The organism is Pseudanabaenaceae cyanobacterium SKYG29 (assembly GCA_025055675.1).
In the GTDB taxonomy this organism is placed as follows: domain Bacteria; phylum Cyanobacteriota; class Cyanobacteriia; order Pseudanabaenales; family Pseudanabaenaceae; genus M5B4.
The window spans coordinates 43,256-60,274 of the sequence record JANWWT010000004.1 but is presented as its reverse complement, the minus strand read 5'-3'; the positions used below and the strand labels follow the sequence as shown (position 1 = coordinate 60,274).

At 48.8% G+C, this 17,019-nt stretch carries 19 protein-coding genes; 8 read left to right on the top strand and 11 right to left on the bottom strand.

Going from position 1 to position 17,019, the window contains the following annotated elements:
- Positions 1-38: 38 nt before the first annotated feature.
- The 5 genes from sbcD to NZM01_07765 all read right to left on the bottom strand — a co-directional run bounded on the left by sbcD (position 39) and on the right by NZM01_07765 (position 4,240).
- The gene (gene sbcD, locus NZM01_07785) at positions 39-1,274 is read right to left on the bottom strand and encodes an exonuclease subunit SbcD (protein ID MCS6959934.1); all 1,236 of its coding nucleotides are present in this window, start codon (positions 1,272-1,274) and stop codon (positions 39-41) included.
- A complete protein-coding gene (locus tag NZM01_07780) occupies positions 1,264-1,719 on the bottom strand; it encodes an FHA domain-containing protein (GenBank protein MCS6959933.1) in 456 nt (151 codons plus the stop codon). The genes sbcD and NZM01_07780 overlap by 11 nt, the downstream gene beginning before the upstream one ends.
- A 73-nt stretch (positions 1,720-1,792) precedes the next feature.
- Positions 1,793-2,509 carry a hypothetical protein gene (locus NZM01_07775; protein ID MCS6959932.1) on the bottom strand — a complete coding sequence of 239 codons (717 nt, stop codon included), beginning with the start codon at positions 2,507-2,509 and terminating at the stop codon, positions 1,793-1,795.
- Complete coding sequence (locus tag NZM01_07770) at positions 2,506-3,378, bottom strand: AAA family ATPase (protein MCS6959931.1); 873 nt, start codon at positions 3,376-3,378, stop codon at positions 2,506-2,508. The genes NZM01_07775 and NZM01_07770 overlap by 4 nt, the downstream gene beginning before the upstream one ends.
- Before the next feature lie 40 nt (positions 3,379-3,418).
- Complete coding sequence (locus NZM01_07765; protein ID MCS6959930.1) at positions 3,419-4,240, bottom strand: universal stress protein; 822 nt, start codon at positions 4,238-4,240, stop codon at positions 3,419-3,421.
- An 82-nt stretch (positions 4,241-4,322) separates the two neighbouring features.
- Here NZM01_07765 and NZM01_07760 point away from each other — a divergent pair, with 82 nt between their 5' ends.
- Entirely contained in the window at positions 4,323-4,754 is a 432-nt protein-coding gene (locus tag NZM01_07760; protein MCS6959929.1) for a helix-turn-helix domain-containing protein, read from the top strand.
- A 38-nt stretch (positions 4,755-4,792) separates the two neighbouring features.
- On the opposite strand, the gene NZM01_07755 is transcribed toward NZM01_07760, so the two are convergent.
- Entirely contained in the window at positions 4,793-5,545 is a 753-nt protein-coding gene (locus NZM01_07755) for a phycobilisome rod-core linker polypeptide (GenBank protein ID MCS6959928.1), read from the bottom strand.
- A gap of 169 nt (positions 5,546-5,714) precedes the next feature.
- Between NZM01_07755 and NZM01_07750 the strand changes: the two genes are divergently transcribed.
- From NZM01_07750 to NZM01_07735, 4 genes are all read left to right on the top strand, one after another.
- A complete protein-coding gene (locus NZM01_07750; protein MCS6959927.1) occupies positions 5,715-6,224 on the top strand; it encodes a DUF1993 domain-containing protein in 510 nt (169 codons plus the stop codon).
- Between the two features lie 49 nt (positions 6,225-6,273).
- Positions 6,274-7,056 (top strand): ABC transporter ATP-binding protein, encoded by a 783-nt coding sequence (locus NZM01_07745; GenBank protein MCS6959926.1) that lies wholly within the window; start codon positions 6,274-6,276, stop codon positions 7,054-7,056.
- A gap of 2 nt (positions 7,057-7,058) precedes the next feature.
- The gene (locus tag NZM01_07740; GenBank protein MCS6959925.1) at positions 7,059-8,198 is read left to right on the top strand and encodes an MlaD family protein; all 1,140 of its coding nucleotides are present in this window, start codon (positions 7,059-7,061) and stop codon (positions 8,196-8,198) included.
- A 281-nt stretch (positions 8,199-8,479) separates the two neighbouring features.
- Positions 8,480-10,060, top strand: coding sequence for a TAXI family TRAP transporter solute-binding subunit (locus tag NZM01_07735; GenBank protein ID MCS6959924.1), 1,581 nt, complete (start codon positions 8,480-8,482; stop codon positions 10,058-10,060).
- On the opposite strand, the gene dnaA is transcribed toward NZM01_07735, so the two are convergent.
- Entirely contained in the window at positions 10,041-11,468 is a 1,428-nt protein-coding gene (gene dnaA, locus NZM01_07730; protein MCS6959923.1) for a chromosomal replication initiator protein DnaA, read from the bottom strand. The genes NZM01_07735 and dnaA overlap by 20 nt on opposite strands.
- Positions 11,469-11,566: 98 nt before the next feature.
- Between dnaA and pdxA the strand changes: the two genes are divergently transcribed.
- Positions 11,567-12,616, top strand: a complete 1,050-nt coding sequence (gene pdxA, locus NZM01_07725; protein ID MCS6959922.1) for a 4-hydroxythreonine-4-phosphate dehydrogenase PdxA — start codon at positions 11,567-11,569, stop codon at positions 12,614-12,616.
- Here pdxA and NZM01_07720 read toward each other — a convergent pair.
- On the bottom strand, positions 12,560-13,252 hold the full coding sequence (locus NZM01_07720; protein ID MCS6959921.1) for a cytochrome c biogenesis protein CcdA: 693 nt from the start codon (positions 13,250-13,252) through the stop codon (positions 12,560-12,562). The genes pdxA and NZM01_07720 overlap by 57 nt on opposite strands.
- A gap of 45 nt (positions 13,253-13,297) precedes the next feature.
- Here NZM01_07720 and NZM01_07715 point away from each other — a divergent pair, with 45 nt between their 5' ends.
- On the top strand, positions 13,298-14,359 hold the full coding sequence (locus NZM01_07715; protein ID MCS6959920.1) for a diguanylate cyclase: 1,062 nt from the start codon (positions 13,298-13,300) through the stop codon (positions 14,357-14,359).
- Here the strand turns inward: NZM01_07715 and NZM01_07710 are convergent.
- Positions 14,339-14,785, bottom strand: coding sequence for a hypothetical protein (locus NZM01_07710; protein MCS6959919.1), 447 nt, complete (start codon positions 14,783-14,785; stop codon positions 14,339-14,341). The genes NZM01_07715 and NZM01_07710 overlap by 21 nt on opposite strands.
- Positions 14,782-15,639: a branched-chain amino acid ABC transporter permease gene (locus NZM01_07705; GenBank protein ID MCS6959918.1), complete on the bottom strand. Its 858-nt coding sequence runs from the start codon at positions 15,637-15,639 to the stop codon at positions 14,782-14,784. The genes NZM01_07710 and NZM01_07705 overlap by 4 nt, the downstream gene beginning before the upstream one ends.
- A 46-nt stretch (positions 15,640-15,685) precedes the next feature.
- Here NZM01_07705 and rdgB point away from each other — a divergent pair, with 46 nt between their 5' ends.
- A complete protein-coding gene (gene rdgB / locus NZM01_07700; protein ID MCS6959917.1) occupies positions 15,686-16,261 on the top strand; it encodes an RdgB/HAM1 family non-canonical purine NTP pyrophosphatase in 576 nt (191 codons plus the stop codon).
- On the opposite strand, the gene NZM01_07695 is transcribed toward rdgB, so the two are convergent.
- The gene (locus NZM01_07695; GenBank protein MCS6959916.1) at positions 16,258-17,010 is read right to left on the bottom strand and encodes a photosystem reaction center subunit H; all 753 of its coding nucleotides are present in this window, start codon (positions 17,008-17,010) and stop codon (positions 16,258-16,260) included. The two genes, rdgB and NZM01_07695, sit on opposite strands and share 4 nt — an antisense overlap.
- Positions 17,011-17,019 lie beyond the last annotated feature (9 nt).

Here is a 17,019-nt window from a genome sequence, read left to right as displayed (position 1 = left end):
ATAGGGGAAGGTCAGATTCTATTTCCAGGAAACAATAATTAAATCAGGGAGAGCTGCCCCCCTGCTGGTTCTAGGAGAGTCTGCGCAGCACTGATAAGGTCAGATTCTAAAGACCGTAAATCTTCTCGCTTGGACAGATAATGTTTCAGGGCAGAGAGGGGGTCAAGGACTTGCTCTGGCGTCAAATCAGGCAGACGAATGCGGGGGCGAGTTTCCTGCACTTCCGCAATAATTTTGTAGGTATGGGCACTGGCAAGGGCTTGGTGAATCAGATGCTGATCTAGAGAAGAAACTTGCTCTGGCTTGATTTGGTAGCGCAGGCGCACTATGGTGTCTGTGATATTGTGTTCCCCGATCGTTTTTAACAACTCCTGTAGGGGCTGCTCAGAATTGGTCAAGTCTACAGAAATAGTACGAAACTGGCGGGCGGGGAGGGGACAAAACGTAAATTTTGTCTGTCTTTTACTGATTTCTACCCAACAATAGCCTTTCTCCTCTGTTTCTTCCCCAAAATCAACTCGCTCAATACTGCCAGGATATACAACTGGTGGTTCTTGACACAGGACTTGATGGCGGTGTACATGCCCCAGGGCAACATAGGCAAATTCCGATCGGGCTACTAAGGACAGAGGGATCGTAAATCCCTTGCCCGCCGCTAAAAACCTCTCCGCACCATAGGTAGCCGTGTCAATCATCATGTGTCCCAACAGCACCGTAGGCAGGTTGGGATCAAGGCGGCGAATTTCTGCCTCTAGGACAATCGTTAGCTTTTCTAGTAACAAATCTCCCACCTCGGCCACCGATAATCCCTGGGTCTCCTGTTTGGTCAGTAAAGCCGATCGGGTTAACCAGGGTACCGTAATCACCTGAATTTTGCCCCCACGGGTAGAAATAGTATGGGTAGCGATCGTGTCTCCGACAATAAACCCAGGTACCCCCAAACTACGATAAATTACTAAACTGGCTCCCCCCAGTCCCTGGCAATGTTGGTCATGGTTCCCCACTAACAAAACCGTAGGGATGTGGGCATCAGCAAGACGGCGAAACTGTTGGGCAAAAGCCTGCTGTACATAGGGAGGGGGAACCGCATCCGGGAAAGCATCCCCTGCAAAGAGAACCAAGTCAGCGGGTTCCGTGATTGCCCGATCGATACATAAACTTAGACTGCGAGTGAAATCTTCCAGCCTAGAATTGACACCAGTGGTGGGGTTGACCTTGCCATGAGCCAAACTGCCCAGGTGAATATCAGCCAAATGGAGGACTTTAATCGTCATCGAGCATAGCCACGGTCTTTTCTGGGTCAGTAATCTTACCCTTGAGACTTTTGTATTCTGGTTGCTTGCTGTAATCAGCCAGTTCCCGATCGGTCAGATTCTTCAAGTAGTAAGCCGCCTGCGCCACACCCCCAAACACAATCATATCTCCGTTCTTTAGCTCCGCCGAGTCCACCTGTTTGCCGTTGACTGTAATTCCGTTGACACTTTTCTTACCCTCTAAATTGCCGTCTTGAATCTTATAGCGGTAGCCCTTACCATCAGGGAGAGGCATTCTAATCAACATAGCGTGCTGACGGGAAATTTTGTCCGATTTTAAGACGATCGCATTGCTCTCATCCCGACCAATGGAGTACATACTTGCCTGCAAATTGTAAGTGCGCTTGCCCTGATGGTCAATAATCACGAGTAAATGGCGTGGGGTCTTCTGTTCAGAACTGTTCACGGCATTTCTCCCTCAACCCGTATACACATACATACCAGCGTAGCATATAGCTAAAATAGCAGTGTGACTTGAGTCAGGGGTGAGTCTTATCCCAGTTTTTTCTCATCTCAGCCAGCTTGTCTTTACCAAAGATCCTGCGTAAATCCTCCACAGTAGCAAAAGGTTTCTGGCACCTGGCATCTATTACTTTTTTAGCTTGTGTTCTCGGATAACGTCCCTTATAAAAATACGACAATTTATCTTCTAGCGCCCTCTCGTCTAGGGTATTCATAGCGTCAATCAAATTGGAGTAATCCAAGGGAGGTGGTGGCAGAACTTTTTTGGTAATATGATTTTTAATCGGGTTATTGCCATCTGCTTGCAACTGACTTAAAGCTTGTAAGACTGTCTTTAATTCATGAATGTCTGTTTGGATTTGACTCAGAGTTTGTTGGATTTCTAGGAAAAACTCTCTATAGGAGTCCCCATTACTTTTGCTTTTCCTCAGTTCTTTATACTGCTCGATAATTGCTGCTTGCACTGCTTCATCTTCAGGCAAAATTATAGCCTGCACCTCATCGAAGGTATGGTCAAGTTCTTTAGCTTTCACGGCGGCATAATACTCAAAATGACCATCCAAAACTTCAAATTTTAGTAAGTTAATGCGTTTCAAAAGAATGGGGTTTATAACTCCCCTACAAGATAGGACTTGTCTAGCAATTCTCTCTAACTCTTGCTCATTAAACTCGCTTCTACTGTATGTTGATTGAATGGCATCAATTTCTACTAGGTTAACCAAAAGCTTCTTCATTTAACTTTCCGCAAAACTTCCTCTACTAGGCTGCTGAATTCTACCACAGATTTAGAATCTGGAGCGTAGTCAAATATCGACTTAGGGTCAGGAACATAGGCTATGTCCTCTGGTGTCTCTCCAGTTATTATTACCTCATTGGATAGACACTTTGCCAGCTCAGTTCTTTCATATATTCTGGTCTCAAAAAGGGGAAGCTTATACCTCTGCCTTACCTTCTCCTCTAACCCTGGCAAGGTTTTTTCTATGAACTTAGGGTTTGTAGGAATTTTTGAGGGCAAGACACCCAATACTAAAATCTCCGTTCTACCTACCTCCTGTCTAAATTCATTTAGTCCTGTCATAAAGTTAATGACATTTTTTAAGCCTTGGGTAGCAAACGCTCTTAGGTCAGAAGGAATTATCAGATAATCACAGGTTGCTAGGGCAACTCTGGCAAACAAGCCAATGGCAGGGGGAGTATCAATCACTACAAAATCATAATCATAGGATACTGACTCTAATTTTTTGCGTAGTCTAATTTGCGTCAAAGCAGCATCCTTAGCCTGAAGTTCTGATTCTGATTCCGTAGTGGAAATATGAGAGGGAATAACATCTACAGGGAAGGAAGAATAAGATGCCCGTATGGTTACATCCTTCACCTCAGTATAGACGTTTTCCAAGAGAGCAACAAAGTTGTTAGCTATGAAGTAATCATCCTCTTCATAGATAGACTTCGCCAGTCCTGTAGCATAGGTAGTATTGGCTTGACTATCTAGGTCAATTAGTAGAACCCTATACCCCCTCCTAGCTAGACCTGCCCCCAAATTTACGACAGTAGTGGTTTTGCCTACACCGCCTTTATTGTGGTAAACAGTAACTACTTTCATAGAAGGGGCACCCTAGCTAAACTTCCCAGATTCTAACAGATTATTCTTCTGTCCGTACCAACATCACGCCACAGGGGGCATGAACCCTTACATAGTCGGAAACAGAACTGCCCAACAACCGATCGAGGTCAGGTAAACCCCTGGCAATGGAAGGACGACGCTCGGGGGAAGCTAAAAACAACAAGTTGATGTTGTTCTCCTCAGCACAGGCACAAATTTCTTTACCCGTCTCACCCACACGAGGCAGGAGTTTAGCGCTGAAGCCCATTCTCTGTAATTTCAGTCCTGCTTCTGCTAGCACCTCATCCTGACCCATTTCTTTGTTAGTTACGTGTACAACATACACATCTATATCCTTTGTCCCTTGCAGAAAATTGAGGGCAAACTCTAGGCACTTTTGCGCAGCAGCAGAACGATCGAGGGCAATCAACACCCGTCTAATGGTTTGGATGTAAATATCATCTTTAACTAACAGCATGGGTACAGAGGCAAGCTGAAAGACATACTGACTGACAGAATTAGACAAAATGGCCTGAATTCTGCCTAAACCCCGTGAACCCATGATCAAAAAATCAGGCTTTAGTTCATCTGCCACACGACAGATCTCAGTTTTAGGGTCACCTTCTGCCAAAATAGTTGTGTAGGAGTTCTCTGCTCCCAATTTGAGGGCAGCACTTTCCCGCTCTAAAATCTTCTGCCCCGCTTGACGATACTCCTCTACTCCTTCAGCAGTGATTTGACTGGGGACAACATGGAGCAAAGTAATTTTGGTGCGAGCAAAACTGGGCAACGGTAGCAGCATATTCATCATTTCCCGGGCACGCCCCGATCCCTCAATCCCTAAAAGTACATGATTAAACATAGTTATTAAACTCCCTGCCTTTTTGGTTTGAGTGTAAAACAGCCCTCACTTTTAGATTGTTAAGTTTTATCTCTGTGCCCTAATGCTAGACTGGAAAGCCACCAGGGTAGTTTTTGTTACCATGCCCCCCCGTTTACAGGTCAAATTAGAAGACTGTTCTCCCCTCGGCAAATACATTCTGCAATACCTGGAAAGCAAGGGAATGAGTATGAATCGTTTGGCAGAGTTGGCAGGTATACCCCAGCCGCGTTTAAGGGGAGCTTGTTTTAAGGGCACTTGCCCCACCCCTGAAACTCTACAAAAACTGGCAAAAGCTATGGGGAAACACCACCTGGAACTCTACAGCCTGGCTTACGAGGGGCGAGTGGCTGCTGCTACTGATAATACTTTGGATTTAATCCTGCGGGAAATTCTTGCTACTGTCAGGGAAATGGAATTGGAACCCCCTGTCACTGTCCCTTCCCGTGCCCAGCTCTATCGTGCCTTGTTGGAATTGGGCTTCAAGCCTAAATAAAAGGGGCAGCTGCCCCTCAGTCAGTTTTTGGTTGGGAATTAGCGGCGACGGGGAACTAGACGTTCGTAGTCGATATTTTGGGCGGAAATACGCTGGGGTGAATTGGCTTTGGGACTGATTGACCGCGCCATGTTGAGGAAAGCTGCAGGATCGCCTGCCCGTAGTTTTCTCTCCTGGGGCACAAAGCTCTTGACTGTAACCTGCCAAATAAACTGCGGGAAGCCAAACTTAGCCCGATAGTATTCATCATAGCGGGGGGACTTGATATTGAAAGGCATTTCTCCCGTAGGACGACCAGGCAATACCCGCCGCCGCTGGTAGGGCACTTTGTCATAGCCGAAGTTCTCCATGTATTCCTCGCTGTCGAGGAGCATATCCACGAACCCCTTGATCCCCTTCTGGGCAACCACGATCGACCATGCCAACTTTTCCGCGTTGTTGTACACGTCCCGACCTAGTACCCGTTGCACCGTCTGTTCCACAAAGCGATAGTTGCTGTTGAGGTCGTAGAAGCTACGGCGATAGGTGTTAGACAGAAGCAACCCACGAATGAAATCCCGTACCGTAATCTGCCCTGCCCGCAACTGGGACTCCAAAAACCGCTCCCGATCGGACTCAAAGGCATGGAAGAAAATCTGCCGATATGCCGCCTCAATTAGTTCGTCCATTTCACTGGGAGACAGGAGATTTTCCGAAGAGTAGATACGGGGTTGCTCGTCCCCTGGCACTTCAAAACCTTTTACCCGCTGGTTTTGGCTAGAGGGAGCATATTCTAAAAGAGGTAGTACCACGTTAAAAAACTCCTTTTTATTATGGGGATTTGATTACTCCAATCATAAGGTATTATACGCCTTGGTTTGATCAAATTTCCCCCCCTAGATTGTTACATTTTGTAATAAAAATTTACATTTTAGGGAAACGGGGGAGGGGAGAATAGCGGGGCATGCTTGGAGGTGAGTTATGCCGATTTCCATGTTTCAGGTAGTGAAGTCCTTGGTGCGTTCTCTGCAAAATTTGATTAACATCCTGGAAAAAGGAGCTGCCTATGCCGAGGCAAAGAAGATTGACCCTAGTGTATTGCTGCAAGCACGGTTATTTCCCGATATGTTCCCCCTCGTGCGGCAGGTGCAAATTGCCTCAGATATAGCCCGTCGGGGTGCAGCCAGACTGGCAGGCGTAGAAGTCCCTGTTATCGAGGATAAAGAGACGACCTTTGGTGAATTGATCGATCGGATTAAGGACACGATCGCCTTTATGGAGACCCTGACCCCAGAGCAAATCGACGGCAAAGAAGCGACAGAAATCGCCCTCCCCACGCGGGAGAGGACACTGCAGGTGAGCGGTATTAACTTTTTGCTGTATTTCATGGTACCGAACTTTTATTTTCACATGACAACTGCTTACGCTATTTTGCGCCACAATGGGGTAGAGCTAGGCAAAGTTGATTATTTGGGCAAGCATGATTTTTAGGGATTGAATTTTGTTAAAATTGGAGGGTATGCCTTTGCCGATTGTTATCATGGCTGCCCTCATTTCTCTTAGGGATGTCAGAAAAAGTTTTGGTCAGAATGTAGTACTAGACGGCATTAGTTTAGACATTTATGCGGGGGAAGCAGTAGCAATTATTGGACCATCGGGGACTGGGAAATCGACGGTTTTGAAAATCATGTGTGGTTTACTGGAACCTGATGCGGGGGAGGTGTGGCTCAATGGGGAGAAAATTACACAGGTGGGGGGCAGTAATTCTGTCCATGTGGGCATGGTATTTCAGCAGGCAGCTCTATTTGACTCCCTGACGGTAGCAGAAAATGTGGGGTTTACTTTGTGGCAAAATGGCTGTCTCAAGCCCAAGGAAATTCTAGCAATTGTGGAACAAAAACTAGCAATGGTAGGTTTAACGGGTATTCTCGATCGCTATCCCAGTCAGCTATCCGGGGGGATGCGCAAGCGAGTGAGTTTTGCCAGAGCCATTACAGAAGACCCAAGGTGTTCTCAAACTGCCCAAAAAATTCTCCTCTACGATGAACCAACAGCGGGACTCGACCCCATCGCTTCCACCATTATTGAAGATTTAATCCGCGACCTTAAGGTTAGGCAAAAAGTCTGTGACAGCTATGTGGTTGTTACCCATCAGCACAGTACCATCCGACGCACTAGCGATCGCGTGATTTTTTTATATCAGGGTAAAATTAGATGGGAAGGGGCAACAGAGGAGGTCGATCGCGCGGATAATCCTTACCTACGTCAATTTTTTTCAGGCAGTACAGAGGGACCTATTCAATTTGTTGGCAGGGAGGTCTAAACATGCAGAAAAAGTTACTACGGGATGGTCTGTTGGGACTGTTTATTCTGGGGACAGTCAGTTCCGCTATTGTCGGTATTTTGTGGTTGCGGGGTAAAGAGTTTGGCAGAAGTGGATTTAAGTTTACTGCCCAATTTCCCTTGGCTGATGGCTTGGTAGAGGGAGCAGTGGTGCGTTATCGGGGTGTACCAGTGGGCAAGGTACAGAGGATTTATCCTAAGCCGAACAGCGTGGATGTAATTATTAGTATCACTGACAGCAGTTTAGTTATTCCCAAAAATTCTAGTATTCGTACCTTGGAGACGGGGATTTTGGGGAACACGATCGTGCAAATTGTGCCCCAGGAAGACCTAACGGGAGGGACAGAATTTAACCCTATGAGTGCTGACTGTGACCGAGAGAAAGTGATTTGTAATGGGGATACAGTGGCGGGGCAACCAGGGCCTAGTTTTACAGCTTTGTTACAGGAAGGTTCAGATTTGTTGCGTAAAGTGCGGGAGGAGAAGATATTAGAAAATCTCAGCGCCACGATTAAAAGTGCAGGTAGAGCGGCCCAGGGGGTAGAGAAATTGACAGGGCAGGCCTCTAGTATCATTGATGCTATTCGCAGTCCCTTCGATAAGTTAGGAGAAACGATCGAGTCCTTTGGCAAAACAGCGGAATCTATCAGTGATGCTGCCCAACAAATTAGTAAGACCGCTAAAAGCGCCGACAGTTTAATAGTGGAAAATAAACAGCGTCTCGCTAACACCTTAGATTCCATCAGTGCTACTGCTAAGGAAACCCAAAAATTGATTGCTGGTGTACGACCTTTAGTGGACAACGGTAAATTTATTGACAATCTGCAAGCTCTCTCGGAAGATGCGGCTAAAACCGCCCGCAATTTACGGCAAATTACTGACACTGCCAATGACCCTAACACGATCGTGGCTCTGCGGGAAACCATAGATTCTGCCCGTGCTACTTTTGCCAATGCCCAAAAAATTACCACTGACTTGAATGAGCTGACGGGTGACCCCAAATTTCGGTCAGACTTACGGCGGTTAGTCAATGGTTTAAGCAATTTAGTATCGACGGGGAATGAATTAATACCGGCGACAACAGTTGCCCAGACCAGGGGGGACAAGCTAGAGGTGCGGTAGGGAAGTGATAATTGACCTCTATTTCGGCGGTGGGACTACTGCAATTTGTCCTGTTATCTGACCTGAAATACCTAGACCGTCTTCATCTCACTACAGAAATAGCCAGGCGGGAATCATCTATTGCACCGTACACCAGCAGAAATTAGAGTGGAGTACCCCTGGTGGACACTGACAATTATTAGGAGTGGACGTTGCTGTATTCACAAGTCGCCACCAGATAACCATATATATATCTATGATCAAATTCGCGATAGGATCGCAATAGTCAAGAGGGTAAGAGCATGGTGCAGATCATACCCAAAAACATTAACCCTTTTCGTCTTGCCGTTGGTATTGGTTTAGGTGTAATTACAGTTAGTGTCATCGGTGCCACGATCGGTTTTATTATTTGGCAGAACCGCCCCCGCCGTGTGAGAATTGCCGCTGGGAATACCACGGGGGAAAGTTATATTATTGCCCAGGCATTAGCCCAGGTTGTCAAGGCAAATTATCCCCGCTTCACGATCGAAGTAGTGGAAACCGCAGGTACTTCCGACAGTCTCAAACGCCTTCAGGCAGGGGAAGTCTCCTTTGCCGCCGCCCAAGCGGATATTCCTGCCGGGGATCGTGCCCGCTTAGTTGCCAATCTTTACACCGACTATGCCCAGTTGTTGGTGCCCGACAAGTCTCCTATTAGAGGATTTGGGGACCTCAAGGGGAAACGCATTGCGCTGCAACCCAAGGGCGGACAGTATGATACTTTCGTGGCAATTGCGCGCCACTTTGGTTACGAGGAAGGTAATTTTATCTTTCTAGGGACAGACCAGAAATCCGCCAACCAAGCCTACAAAGAAGGGAGAGCAGATGCCGCTTTTTTCGTGCGGGCGCTAGGAAATAAAGCAGTGGTAGAGTTGATCCCCAACAGTAAAATGCTCCCCATTGACCAGGGCAAGGCACTGCAGACGAAGTACCCAGCTTTTAACCCCACTGTCATTCCCCAAGGTATCTATCGCGGTAATCCCCCCATCCCCGCCAGTGATATTCCCACCATTGCGATCCAACGTACCCTCCTAGCGGACAAAGACGCAGATTTCCAAACCGTGGAAGTGATCACCAGGGTCTTATATGAACGCCGTCAAGACCTCGCCAGAGCCATTCCCGATGAATTTGCCCATGTGCGCCCTTTGGTCACCAGCATCGATCGTCCCAGTGCCACCGGTGGTACCGGCATTCCCATCCACGCCGGCGCAATTGCCTACTACGACAAAGACAAGCCCTCCTTTATCCAGGAAAATGCTGACTATGTAGCACTCATTATCACTATTGTGCTCCTGGTGTGGTCATGGGTGGTGGAGCTGAAAAACTGGATTGACAGGGGGAAGAAGGACGCGGCTGACATCTACATCGATGTGGCCGTGGAATTGATGCAAGATGAAGTGACCGCTAGCCCAGAGGAGAACCGCCAGGAACTCGATCGGATTTTTATGAAAGCTGCCCGCGACCTTGTAGACGAAAAAATCTCGGAGGAATCCTTCCGCACCTTTAACGAGGCTTACAAAACCGCTAGGGAAGTGCTAGAGCGGCGCATACAACAGATGAAAGAACAACAACTTCTACAACAGGAACTCCTCCTCAAAGAAGCGGAAGCCATGCGCAAGGAAAATGCCGACCATTACATCACAGAAGTCCTGAAAGTAGCCAAGGAGAAGAAACTCTCTAGCACCCAAGCCCTCGATCGCCTAGATAAAATCATGCAGGAAGCCGGCTATGACCTAATTGACGAGAAAATTTCCCAGGAGTCCTTCCGTACCTTTATTGAAGCCTACAAAACGGTGCGGGACATAGTGGCACGGCAACCCCTCACTACCCTGCAGGGGGAATAGACTGGTTTTGCGTTTGGGAGAGGATATAAATCCGATCGCTCAGTTGTCGGATTAACTGGGACAGTTCCCCATCGCGGGCAAGCTGTTGGCTGATTTTTTCGCAGCTATACATAACCGTGCTGTGGTCTTTGCCGCCTAGGGCTTCCCCAATTTTGGGCAGGCTCAGGTTGGTGTGCTGGCGCATCAAGTACATGGCAATTTGGCGGGCTTGACTGATCTCACGGCGGCGGGAATTTCCCTGCAAGTCTTCCAAGTTCACCTTCAGTTCTGCCACGACCGTATTGAGGACTAACTCCGGGGATACCTCGATCGGCTCCTTTGGGGGAGTTAAAACAGGGGCAACATTTGCCACCGTCATCGGCAACCCAGAGATGGAAATGTAGGCAACCACCCGCACCAATGCCCCCTCCAGTTCCCTGATATTGGAAGTGTAACGGGTCGCAATGTAGTGAATGACATCGGGCGGAATTTTGAGATTTTCCATCTCCGCCTTCTTTTGCAAAATTGCCATACGGGTTTCCAGGTCAGGTGCCTGAATATCAGCGATCAGCCCCATAGAAAAACGGGAACACAAACGCTCCTGCAGACGGGGAATTTGGGCAGGGGGACGATCGGAGGCTAAAACAATCTGCTTACCCGCCTCATAGAGGGCATTAAACGTGTGGAAGAACTCCTCCTGGGTGTATTCTTTCCCCTCAATGAACTGGATGTCATCCACCAAAATCATATCGATCGCCCGGTACTGCTCGCGAAAGGACTGCATACTATCTTTACGGATGGCGGTGATCAGGTCGTTAGTAAACTGCTCCGTAGACACGTAGGCAATTTTCGCCTGGGGCACAATTTCCAAGCGGTAATGGGCGATCGCCTGCATCAAATGGGTTTTGCCCAAACCCACTCCCCCACACAAAAACAGGGGATTAAACTCCCGCCCTGGGGCTTCCGCTACCGCCAAGGCTGCTGCGTGGGGCATACGGTTGTTGGGACCTACGACAAACCGGCTAAAGGTATATTTGGGATTGAGACCAGGGTGTGGAGATCGGTCGGCGAGGCTCCCGAGGCGGCGGGGGGGTGTACTGACTGCCGCTGCTGGTTTTTCTGCTTCGGTCGACGAGGCTCCCGAGGCGTCGGTCGGCGAGGCTCCCGAGGCGGCCGCCTCTGGCCCACAGACCACCTGAATTTCTACAGGATAGCCGAGAATATCTGCCACAATCCTATTGATACTATTGGCATAGTAACGGGTCAGCCACATCTTAGCAAAGGAATGGAGTACCCGCAGAGTTAATACCTCCGCCGTCAGAGACTCCGGCACGATCGACTTAATCCAGGTCTCATAGGCAGGACGACTCACCTGGGTCTTTAGCTCCTCCAGGACACGGTTCCACAGCGTTTCTAGCGTTATGTCCACGGTATCCTTCCTCAAGGGGAAAATCAATACTAACCTACGGCAGACCGATCGGGGAAACCTGTAGGATCAAACTTAAACACTCGTTTAACCTGGAAGTCGTGCCTAACCACTTGCCACACATTGCCATAACTTTAGGTGATCCTGCGGGGATAGGGACAGAAATTGTCTTAAAATACTTGTTTCAGGTGCTCGGTCGGCGAGGCTCCCGAGGCGACAGAGGAGAATTACCTGCCAAGATAACGGTGATTGGCGATTTCTGTCAAGCAGAAGCCGTTTTTCTCCACCTCAGAGACACAGCTAATTCCCCCCTCCTCGATCCTGAACAAGTGGATTTTATCGACCTAGCAACAGGGCTAGAGATTACCTGGGGGCAAGGGGACAGCCACAGTGGGGAATGTAGTTTTCGCTACCTAGAGCGGGCAATCAAGGGGGCATTAGCGGGGGAGTTCCAGGGGATTGTGACAGCCCCTATTGCCAAATCCGCTTGGCACAAAGCAGGTTACCACTTTCCTGGTCAAACAGAGGTGCTAGCACAGCGATCGGAGGTTAGGGACTATGGCATGCTATTTGTGGCGCGCTCTCCCCATACGGGCTGGGTCTGGCGGACTCTCCTAGCAACAGTACACATTCCCCTAGGGCAAGTAACCAGGGAGCTAAATCCAGGCTTAATTAGACAAAAATTGGCATTGCTAGAGCACAGCCTAGGGCAGGATTTTGGCATCAGGCAACCCCAGGTGGCAGTAGTGGGCATCAATCCCCACAGCGGCGAAGAGGGTTATTTAGGCAGCGAGGAAAGGGACTGGCTCAATCCCCTCCTCCAGAAGTTAGGTAAGGGGCAGGCAATTTCCCCTGATACCGTGTGGTTGGGGGCAAAACGCGCTTGGTATGAAGACAGCACCGCTGCTCCCCATGCCTATCTCGCCATGTACCATGACCAAGGCTTAATTCCCATGAAGCTACTCGCCTTTGCCGAATGCGTCAATTGCACGATCGGACTACCCTTTGTGCGCACCTCTCCTGACCATGGCACTGCTTTTGATATAGCAGGCAAGGGAATAGCTGATTACCGCAGTTTAGCTAGTGCCGTAGAATTAGCGGTAGAAATGGTACAAGTGCGTCAACAAGCTGTAGAGACCAAAGCCCAGTAGAACTACCCCGCTGCCGTAGTTGATATAGACAGTCCATTGGCGCAGTGCCAACAGAGACCGCAGGCTGACGACAAACAGACCAGTTAGGAGCAGAGGCAGACAGGCACCTAGGGCGTAGGTAAACAGGACTAGACCACCCCAGACCAAACTTTGGGATTGGGCTACCCAGGCAAGCAACGTCGCTAGGACAGGGGTAGAACAGGGAGAACTACCTAGACCAAAACTCAAACCTACACCGTAGGAACGCAGTCCAGGGGGGACATATTTTTCCCAGGGCATCCCCTGCCATTGGGGTAACTGCACCACCTCTAACAAACTGAGACCCATGAGGATCGCAACTGCCCCCATTACCAGAGACCAACCCCACCCCGTTTGTCCGTATACCTTACCCAGGAGCGCCGCCGCCAATCCTAGAAACGTTAAAATAGTGGAGAAACCCAACACAAATAAGACCAACTGTCTCCAGGGACGCTGGCTGCCAAACCCCCCTAAATAGCCGATCGTGATCGGCAGCATGGACAAGGTACAGGGAGTGAAACTGGTCAAGGCACCTGCCGCAAAAGTGAAAAGGAGAGCTAGGGGCGACCCTAACCCTATCCTGATCCAGGCATTAACCCACTGTTCTATAGCGTACAAAGCCGAATTTCCAGTAATATTTCTTATTATTTTAGCCCCTACCCTATGCTCAACGCTAAATCCCCGATTCCGCCCGAAATTTTACAAATATATCGTCGTAACAACTTAGCTCAATCTGGCATCAAGCCCCGCATATTGATCGTAGAGGATGACCCCAGTGCCCGTCGGCTTATTAAGCGTTATCTGCAGGAAGACGGCTACGACATAGAGGTAACAGACAGGGGGGAAACTGCTTGGCAAATCATCTTGACTAATCCGCCCAATCTCATCATCAGTGACTGGTGTATGCCTGATATTTCCGGGCTAATTTTGTGCCAGCGGGTCAAGGCAAATGCTGAACATCCAGAGCTAAGCATGATTTACTTTATCTTAGTGACTGCCTATGCCAACATGACCTATCGAGTAGCGGGGCTAGAAGCGGGGGCAGATGAATTTTTAGCTAAACCCCTCGATCCCTCGGAATTGCGGGCAAGGGTAAGGGCAGGCTTACGGTTGAGTTTACTCACCCAATCCCTCCTGCGAACAAATCAACAATTACAGGCACAGAACAAATTGCTAGAATCCCTCTCTTTAACTGATGCCCTGACTAATGCCCTCAACCGCCGTGCTTTAGACCAAGCTTTACCTAAATTGTTAGATGACTTAGCCCAGGGAGAAATAGGAACGGTAGCAGTCTTAATGATTGATATTGACCACTTCAAACAGATAAATGATAACTATGGTCACCTGGTAGGAGATCAAATTCTTCAGGCATTAGTAGGTCGCTTAAAGAATAACATATTTGCTAATAGTTTTATCTACCGCTATGGGGGGGAGGAGTTTGTCTGTGTTACAACTAATATCACTGAGGAAGAAATGATCATCCTCTGCCAAGGAATTCTAAATACTGTTTCCCACCATAGATTTTCTATCGGTAATCACTTAATTCCTGTCACAGTTAGTATTGGTGCCAGTTTAGCTAGTACTGATAACTTGGCTGATGCTCCAACTTTATTGGAGCAGGCGGATCAATGTCTGTATAGAGCAAAAAAAGCAGGACGGAATCGTGCTGTTATCTATCAATCTCTAGGGGAAGCACAGGAGCTACTAAGCCAAGTGTATGTTTGATTGCAGGTGTTTTTGACAGAGGTTGTACAGTTCCCGACGGTTGATTTCCTTGCCTGACTGGGCGTGATTGAGAAAAATCAGGCTATCAACTTCTGCTAGTCCCAATAGTTGAAACAGTAAGTCGATCGTGCCGAAATCCTGGCAGACAGGTTCCATCTGTACCAATTTATTAGCCTCTGCCTTTGCCATCCCGTAGGAGGGGTAGGCATACACTACTTTTTTTTCTAGTTCAGGGAACTGTCGATTACTAAGAGTTACCTGCAGCCAACCGCCATTACTGGCAGTGAGAATAGTGTAGGTAGGATACTCTAGGCGATCGGCAACTGTCCGCAATACATTAGCAATAATTTTCATAGCGGGGACAGGAATACCGTGAAGGGGGGCTTCTTCTAGTAGGCGCTTTACCTGCCGATCGAGGGGATTCATGCCTTAAACAATCCTTGCGGTCGGAACAACAGGACTAGAATCATTATCGCCAATCCGATGGCAGGTTTGTACTGCGTATTGATCAAAAGAGTGCCCAATTCCTGAGCAACACCAATGATTAGTGCTCCCAAGATCGCACCGTAGGGATTGCCAATGCCACCCAAAATTACACTGGCAAAGAGAGGGACTACCAAAAACCAACCTAAGTTGGGATGGAGAGCCGTAATCAGGGCATAGACAGTTCCCCCCAAAGCTGTCAAGCCCCCCGCCAAAACCCAAGTCCAGGTAATTACTCTATCGACAGCAATCCCCGACACACGAGCTAATTCCGCATTATCTGCTACTGCCCGCATTGCCCAGCCAATCTTGGTATTCTGCAGTAGGTAGTAGACTGCCCCGATCGCCATGATTGCCAGTCCGATCGCCACTAACCGTATGGGCGTAATTGTGACTCCCGCGAACAACTCTATGCCGGGGTAAATCGGTAGTCCGTAGGATTGGGTACCTGACCCCCACACCAAAATGATCAAATTCCGCAGGACAAGAGCCAGACCGATGGAGGCAATCATCATGGTAGTTGGCGTTGCCCGCTGCTGCCGCAGAGTTTGCCACAGAGTGCGATCGATAGCCAGGGTGAGTAGAATTACCAGCACACAACCAATAGGTATTGCCCCATATATGCCCACCACAGGTGTCACCAGGAGGGTGAAATAGGCTCCCCAGGTCAGCAAGTCACCATGGGCAAAATTGGCAAATTTCAAAATGCCGTAGGTCAAGGTCAAACCCACACCCGCCAGAGCCATAATACTGGCGACAGCAATCCCATCTACCAGTGCCTGTAAAACCTGCCCCATAGTGTCAAGAATAAACGATAGTATATTCTCAGCATAGAAGGGAGAGATGGGCAAGCTAGTTATTGCGAGTGGCAACAAGGGCAAGGTCAGAGAATTTGAGGAGTATCTGCGGGGCTTGGGATTAGAGTTATTCCCCAAGCCTGACCACTTGGAGATTGAGGAAACGGGACAAACTTTTATGGAAAATGCCCGCCTCAAAGCCACACATACTGCCCTTGCCACCCACTGTTTTGCCCTCGCTGACGATTCCGGACTGGAGGTAGATGCCCTGGGGGGTGCCCCTGGGGTCTATTCCTCTCGCTATGGACGGACGGACGCAGAACGGATTAGCAGACTGTTGACAGAACTGGGCGATCGCCCTTCCTCTGCCCGTTTTGTCTGTGCTATCGCCGTGGCTGATCCCCAGGGTCAGATTGTGGCGGAAGCCCTCGGTACTTGTGAGGGAGAGATTGTCCATACGCCCAAGGGCAGCCAGGGGTTTGGCTATGACCCCATATTTTACGTCCCCCAATACCAACTGACCTTTGGGGAAATGTCCCCCGCCCTCAAGGGGCAAATCAGTCACCGTGCCCGGGCCTTGGCGCAACTGCTTCCCCAACTGCAAAACCTGCCCTGGGATTAGGGCTTGCCTGTCAATTTCTGCCAGGCTTGCTGGAGGGCATTCTCCATTCTGCTCGCTGTCCTGGTGATGCTTTGCTGCAGGGCTTGCCACTTCTCTTGTAGAAAACTAGCTGCTTCCTCTAGCAAATTGTGGTCAGTGGTACCCTGGGCTAGGTCATCCCGTACTTGTCGAATTTTTACCCTTACTACCTCAGGACTGTCTTGGGCAGAAATCAGGGAGCGCAGTTTGTTGACCATCTGCCCCACTACACGCCGTACTTGCTGGGATTTTTCACTGAGGAATTGCTGTAGTTCCCCCTCGCCTTTGAGTTTTTGCGGTGCCTCTTCTTTGATGACGACGGCTTCTGCCTCGATCGTGGCAATGTCTTCCGGATAGAGCACTGCCTTGCCCCCCCAGGGTTCTGCTATTTTGCCAGCGAGGATGTAGGCCACTATTTCCCCCGTCTCCCAGTCAAACAGAAAGTCATCAATCCACCCGATCGATTCTCCGCTGGGTAGGCGTACCAGGCGACGATAAAGGGGACTACTACTTGCCACTGCCTCTAGCAAAAGATCAGAGTAGGTGAGAAGGGCATCGATGCCGATCGTTGCCACCTGTTCTAGGGGAATGTAGCCGCTGCCACTGGAGAAACAAACTACTCTGCCATGGTTATCTGTCCACACTTCTTCTACGGTAGCAAACCGACTAGCTGTACTAGTATCTAAGGACATCAGACCGATAATCTGGCTCCGTCTAATTACATTGACCATAAACTTTTC

Coding starts and splice junctions, on each gene's coding strand:
- sbcD (MCS6959934.1), bottom strand. CDS start 1,274: ATGACGATTAAAGTCCTCCATTTGGCTGATATTCACCTGGGCAGTTTG.
- NZM01_07775 (MCS6959932.1), bottom strand. CDS start 2,509: ATGAAGAAGCTTTTGGTTAACCTAGTAGAAATTGATGCCATTCAATCA.
- NZM01_07770 (MCS6959931.1), bottom strand. CDS start 3,378: ATGAAAGTAGTTACTGTTTACCACAATAAAGGCGGTGTAGGCAAAACC.
- NZM01_07765 (MCS6959930.1), bottom strand. CDS start 4,240: ATGTTTAATCATGTACTTTTAGGGATTGAGGGATCGGGGCGTGCCCGG.
- NZM01_07760 (MCS6959929.1), top strand. CDS start 4,323: ATGCTAGACTGGAAAGCCACCAGGGTAGTTTTTGTTACCATGCCCCCC.
- NZM01_07750 (MCS6959927.1), top strand. CDS start 5,715: ATGCCGATTTCCATGTTTCAGGTAGTGAAGTCCTTGGTGCGTTCTCTG.
- NZM01_07745 (MCS6959926.1), top strand. CDS start 6,274: ATGGCTGCCCTCATTTCTCTTAGGGATGTCAGAAAAAGTTTTGGTCAG.
- NZM01_07740 (MCS6959925.1), top strand. CDS start 7,059: ATGCAGAAAAAGTTACTACGGGATGGTCTGTTGGGACTGTTTATTCTG.
- NZM01_07735 (MCS6959924.1), top strand. CDS start 8,480: ATGGTGCAGATCATACCCAAAAACATTAACCCTTTTCGTCTTGCCGTT.
- NZM01_07715 (MCS6959920.1), top strand. CDS start 13,298: ATGCTCAACGCTAAATCCCCGATTCCGCCCGAAATTTTACAAATATAT.
- NZM01_07710 (MCS6959919.1), bottom strand. CDS start 14,785: ATGAATCCCCTCGATCGGCAGGTAAAGCGCCTACTAGAAGAAGCCCCC.
- NZM01_07705 (MCS6959918.1), bottom strand. CDS start 15,639: ATGGGGCAGGTTTTACAGGCACTGGTAGATGGGATTGCTGTCGCCAGT.
- rdgB (MCS6959917.1), top strand. CDS start 15,686: ATGGGCAAGCTAGTTATTGCGAGTGGCAACAAGGGCAAGGTCAGAGAA.
- NZM01_07695 (MCS6959916.1), bottom strand. CDS start 17,010: ATGGTCAATGTAATTAGACGGAGCCAGATTATCGGTCTGATGTCCTTA.